The organism is Corynebacterium sp. (genome assembly GCF_012837295.1).
In the GTDB taxonomy this organism is placed as follows: Bacteria; Actinomycetota; Actinomycetes; order Mycobacteriales; family Mycobacteriaceae; genus Corynebacterium.
This window is the reverse complement of the sequence record NZ_DURI01000195.1, coordinates 1-5,304: the sequence shown is the minus strand read 5'-3', so window position 1 is coordinate 5,304 and position 5,304 is coordinate 1. Positions and strand designations below refer to the sequence as shown.

The following is a 5,304-nucleotide window of genomic DNA, read 5'->3' as shown; positions in this document are numbered from 1 at the left end:
GTGGCGCGAACCGTGGGCGACGAGGATCAGCGCGGTCATCGCACCAGACCCGCCGTCAGCGTGTCGCCGGTGCCCGGCTCGACCAGCAGGAACGCGCCCACCTGGCCGCCGGCGCGGTAGGACTCCACCGGCAGCGGGCGGGCCAGCTCGACGGTGACCTCGGCGACGTCGTTGACCTCGAGCCGGTCCGCCGCTCCGACGGGCTCGCCGGTCTCGATGTCGATCAGCGCGTCGATGGACGCGATGCGGCCGCGCACCAGCGCCGAGCCGTAGCGCACCTCGACCACGCGGCCGACGTTGAGCGGGGAATCCGACAGGTGCACGGCCACGGCCGTGAAGCGCTTCCGGTCCTCCGGGCGGTCGACCGAGGAGATCAGGTCGCCGCGCGCCAGGTCGAACTCGGCGTCGAGGCTGACGGCCACGGACTGGCCCTCCACCGCGGCGCGGACGTCCTCGCCGGCGACGGTGACCCGCTCGACGACGGCGCTGCGGCCGCCGGGCAGCCCCACGACGTCGCCGACCTCGACGGAACCGGCGGCGATGCGCCCGGCGTAGCCGCGGTAATCCGGCACGCGCAGCACGTACTCGACGGGCAGGCGCAGGCCCTCGCGCAGGTTCGCCGGGGTCTCCAGCGTCTCCAGGATCTCCAGGACGCTCGGGCCGCCGTACCACGGGGTGCGGTCGGAACGGTCCACGATGTTGTCGCCGACCAGGGCGGACACGGGGACGACGCGGACGTCGTCAAGCCCCAGACGGTCCGCCAGCGCCCGCACGTCCGACTCGATGCCGCGGAACACCTCCTCCGAATAGTCGAGGAGGTCGATCTTGTTCACCGCCACGATGACATGGCGCACGCCCAGCAGCGACGCGACCGTGGCATGGCGCTTGGTCTGCTTGACGACGCCGTTGCGGGCGTCGACCAGGACGACCACCGCTTCCGCCGTGGACATGCCCGTGACGGTGTTGCGGGTGTACTGCTCGTGGCCGGGGCAATCGGCGAGGATGAAGGAACGGGCGTCGGTGGCGAAGTAGCGGTACGCCACGTCGATGGTGATGCCCTGCTCCCGCTCGGCGCGCAGGCCGTCTACCAGCAGCGACAGGTCGGGGCCCTCCTGGCCGCGGGCAGCGGAGGTGGCGGCGACGGCCTCGTACTGGTCGGCGAGGATGTTCTTGGTGTCGTGCAGCAGCCGGCCGACGAACGTGGACTTTCCGTCGTCGACGGAGCCGGCGGTGCAGAGGCGCAGTGCGGTGGTCATCAGAAGTAGCCTTCCTTCTTGCGGTCCTCCATCGAGGATTCGGAGAGTTTGTCGTCGGCGCGGGTGGCGCCTCGTTCGGTGAGGGTGGACTGAGCGATTTCGGCGATGACCTCGTCGATGGTCGACGCGGTGGACTCCACGGCGCCGGTGCAGCTCATGTCGCCGACCGTGCGGTAGCGCACCGTGCGGACCTCGACCTCCTCGCCGTCGCGCGGGCCGCCCCACTCGCCCGGCGCGAGCCACATGCCGCCCCGGTTGAACACCTCGCGCTGGTGCGAGAAGTAGATCGGCGGCAGCTCGATGCCGCGGGCGCCGATGTACGCCCACACGTCGGCCTCGGTCCAGTTGGAGATCGGGAACACGCGGACGTTCTCGCCCGCGGCGTGGCGGCCGTTGTACAGGCCCCACAGCTCGGGGCGCTGGCGGCGCGGGTCCCAGCCGCCGAAGGAGTCGCGCACCGAGAACACGCGCTCCTTGGCGCGGGCCTTCTCCTCGTCGCGGCGGGCGCCGCCCATGACGGCGTCGTAGCCGGCGTCGGCGATGGTCTCCACCAGCGGCACGGTCTGCAGCGGGTTGCGGGTGCCGTCGGCGCGCTCGGTCAGCTCGCCGCGGTCGATCCAGTCCTGCACGTGGGCGACGCGCAGGGTGATGCCCGGCTGCGCGGCGATCTTGTCGCGGAAGGCGATGACCTCGGGGAAGTTGTGCCCGGTGTCGACGTGCAGCAGTTCCAGCGGCACGGGCGCCGGGGCGAAGGCGCGCTTGGCCAGCTCCAGCACGAGGACGGAATCCTTGCCGCCGGAGAACAGCAGCGCGGGGCGGTCGAACTGGCCGGCGGTCTGCCGGATGATGTCGATCGACTCGGCCTCCAGGGCGGCGAGGCGGGGATCGAGGGTGGTGGTCGCGGTTGTCATGGGTTTTCTCCTAGTTCTTCTTCCCGGTCACGTGTGCAGGCCGCACTCGGTCTTTTCGGCCCCGGCCCAGCGCCCGGAGCGCGGGTCGGCGCCGGGGGCGACGCGGTTGGTGCAGGGGGCGCAGCCGATGGACGGGAAGCCGGCCTTGGTCAGGGGGTGGATGATGAGGTCGTTGTCCTCGATGAACCGGTCGACGTCGTCGTCGGTCCACGCGGCCAGGGGGTTGAGCTTGATGCGGCCGGTCTTGTCGATCTCCAGCACCGGCGTGTTCTTGCGCGTCGGCGCATCGACGCGCTTGAGGCCGGTGACCCAGCCCTCGTAGGGCAGCTTCATCCGTGCCAGCGGTTCGACCTTGCGCTGGGCGCAGCACGCGGTCATGTCGGTCTTGTACAGCTCCGGGACGGCGCCGGCCACCGGCTGGATGCGCAGCAGACGGTTCGGGTATCGCTTGTCGACGGCATCCGCCACCTCGATGGTCTCCGGGAAGTGGTAGCCGGTGTCCAGGAAGATCAGGTCGGCGTCCGGGGCGTGGCGCGCCGCGAGTTCGGCCAGCACCGTGTCCTGCATGGACATGGTCACGGCCAGGTTGGTGCCCAGGTGCTCGGCGCCCCATTCGATGATCTCGCCGGCGGAGAGCTTCTCCAGCGACGGGCCATGGTCCAGCGCGAGCTCCAGCAGGCGGCGGGCGACGGCGGGGTCGGCGAGGACGTCGGGGTTTTCGGTCGAGGGCTGAATCGCGGTGCTCATGCCACTCCCCTTTCAACTTGTCCGTGCAGTTTGACGGTGAACACGCGGCAGCATTCGCGGCACTCCCACGCGTAATCGGTTTCGGCGTCGGGCCAGAGGTTCTCCCCGCCGCAGTACGGGCAGTGCATGACCGCGCCGCGGTTGGGGTTCGGGTGGGCCGAACGGCCCGAGATGCCCAGGTTGGCTGCGTCGCTCACTGGAGGTCCTCCTCGGCGGCGCGGACGACCCAGTGGCGGAACTGCTCGCCCTCGGTGCGCTGCTCCTTGAAGTTGTTCACGATGCGCTCGATGTAGTCGCCCAGCTCGGCGGAGGTGACCTTGTGGCCGCGCAGCTTGCGGCCGAAGTTGGCGTCGAGGCCCAGCGCACCGCCGAGGTGGACCTGGAAGCCCTCGACGCGGTTGCCCTCGTCGTCGGTGACGATCTGCCCCTTCAGGCCGATGTCGGCGATCTGCGTGCGGGCGCAGGCGTTGGGGCAGCCGTTGAGCGAGATCCCCAGCGGCACGTCGAGGTCGCCGAGGCGGGCCTCCAGGTCGGCGACCAGGTCGATCGCGCGGGTGCGGGTGGTGACCAGCGCCAGCTTGCAGAACTCCAGGCCGGTGCACGAGATGATGCCCCGTCGGAAAGCGGAGGGGTTCGCGGACAACCCGAGCTCGTCGAGATCCGCGACCAGCGAGTCGATGCGGTCGGCCTCGACGTCGAGGAGCACCAGCTCCTTCATCACCGTGGTGCGCACGCGGCCGATGCCGTGGGCCTCGGCGATGTCGGCGAGCTTGACCAGGTCGGTGCCCGGCACGCGGCCGACGGCGGGCTTGACGCCGACGTAGAACTTGCCGTCCTTCTGCGGGTGGACGCCGATGTGGTCGCGGTCGGCCTCCCACGGCTCCGGCGCGGGACCGTCGGCGAGCTTGCGACCCAGGTAGTCGTCCTCGAGCACCTGGCGGAACTTCTCGATGCCCCACTCGGCGACCAGGAACTTCAGGCGGGCGCGGGTGCGCAGTCGGCGGTAGCCGTAGTCGCGGAAGATGCGGGCGACGCCGGCCCACACCTCGGGGACGTCGTCGAGCGGCACCCACGCGCCGAGGCGCTGGCCGAGCATCGGGTTGGTGGACAGGCCGCCGCCGACCCACACGTCGAAGCCCGGGCCGTGCTCCGGGTGGTCGACGCCGACGAACGCGACGTCCTGCACCTCATGGGTGACGTCCAGGCGCGGCGAGCCGGACACGGCGGACTTGAACTTGCGCGGCAGGTTGTTGAACTCGTCGGTGGACAGGTACTCGTCCTTGATGCGGCGGATCGCCGGGGTGCCGTCGATGATCTCGTCGGCCGCGACGCCGGCCACGGGCGAGCCGAGGATGACGCGCGGCACGTCGCCGCAGCCGAAGTGGGTGTCCAGGCCGACGGCGGCCAGGCGGTCCCAGATCTCCGGCATGTCCTCGATGCGGATCCAGTGCAGCTGCACGTTCTGGCGGTCGGAGAAGTCCGCGGTGTCGCGGGCAAAGTCGCGGGAGATCTCGCCGATGGCGCGCAGGCCCGCGGTGGTGGTCTGCCCGCCGTCGAGGCGGATGCGCAGCATGAAGTACTTGTCCTGCAGCTCGGCGTTGGTCTTGACGCCGGTGTGCTCGCCGCCGAGGTTCTGCTTGCGCTGGGTGTACAGGCCGATCCACTTGAAGCGCGGGGCGAGGTCCTCGGCGGGGATGGAGTCGAAGCCCTGCTTGGCGTAGATGTCGCGGACGCGCTGCTGCACGGCGATGCCGGCGTCCTCCTGCTTGATGCGCTCGTCGTCGTTGAGCGGCTCGCGGCCGTCGATGAGCCATTGCCCCTGGGGCTTCTTCGCCTTGGGGCGGCGGGCGGGCTTGGTGGCGGTGGTCATGGGGTCACTCTCTTCGCTTGACGACGGCCCTGAGGCAGACCGTTCGGTACGTTTCTTCTGGTTCGCTTCTTCTAGTTCACTTCGGCGGCGATGGCCGGATCGGGCTTCTCGGCCTCCCGCAGCTCGACCCTCTTGCGGCGCCACGGCAGGGTGTCGTGACGGCGGGACCACAGCAGGGTGGCGGCCACCGCGGCGACCCAGGCGCCGAGCAGGACGCCCAGGGCGGCGCCGGGGAGGTGGCCGTCGGCCAGCGTGCGGATGTTGAGGAAGACCAGCACGCCGCCGATGACGATGCCCAGGCTGCGGGGGTTGATCCGGCCGACCAGGTACGCGGCCAGGGGAGCCGCGGCGATGCCGCCGACGAGCAGGCAGATGATCGGCAGGGTGTGGGCGGAGAACTCTTCGCGCAGCATCGGCAGGAAACCGATGACGGCGGCGACGGCGACCAGGAACTCGGCCGCGGAGACCGTGCCGATGACCTTGCGGGGCTGATCGGCTTCGGCGCTCATCAGCGTCGACG

Annotated in this window: 6 protein-coding genes; all 6 read right to left on the bottom strand. The window is 70.6% G+C overall.

The annotated features are described in order from the left end of the window. Window positions 1-35 precede the first annotated feature (35 nt). The gene (locus GX015_RS06570; RefSeq protein WP_291343752.1) at window positions 36-1,256 is read right to left on the bottom strand and encodes a GTP-binding protein; all 1,221 of its coding nucleotides are present in this window, start codon (window positions 1,254-1,256) and stop codon (window positions 36-38) included. Beyond that, window positions 1,256-2,167 carry a sulfate adenylyltransferase subunit CysD gene (gene cysD, locus GX015_RS06565; RefSeq protein ID WP_060925434.1) on the bottom strand — a complete coding sequence of 304 codons (912 nt, stop codon included), beginning with the start codon at window positions 2,165-2,167 and terminating at the stop codon, window positions 1,256-1,258. Before cysD ends, GX015_RS06570 begins: the two co-directional genes overlap by 1 nt. A 27-nt stretch (window positions 2,168-2,194) precedes the next feature. Further along, window positions 2,195-2,914, bottom strand: a complete 720-nt coding sequence (locus GX015_RS06560; RefSeq protein ID WP_168938240.1) for a phosphoadenylyl-sulfate reductase — start codon at window positions 2,912-2,914, stop codon at window positions 2,195-2,197. Next, on the bottom strand, window positions 2,911-3,111 hold the full coding sequence (locus GX015_RS06555) for a hypothetical protein (RefSeq protein WP_102214002.1): 201 nt from the start codon (window positions 3,109-3,111) through the stop codon (window positions 2,911-2,913). Before GX015_RS06555 ends, GX015_RS06560 begins: the two co-directional genes overlap by 4 nt. After that, window positions 3,108-4,784 (bottom strand): nitrite/sulfite reductase, encoded by a 1,677-nt coding sequence (locus tag GX015_RS06550; protein WP_291343749.1) that lies wholly within the window; start codon window positions 4,782-4,784, stop codon window positions 3,108-3,110. Before GX015_RS06550 ends, GX015_RS06555 begins: the two co-directional genes overlap by 4 nt. A 71-nt stretch (window positions 4,785-4,855) precedes the next feature. Continuing rightward, the coding region (locus tag GX015_RS06545) for a TSUP family transporter (protein WP_366926245.1) at window positions 4,856-5,304 on the bottom strand (449 nt) is incomplete at its 5' end.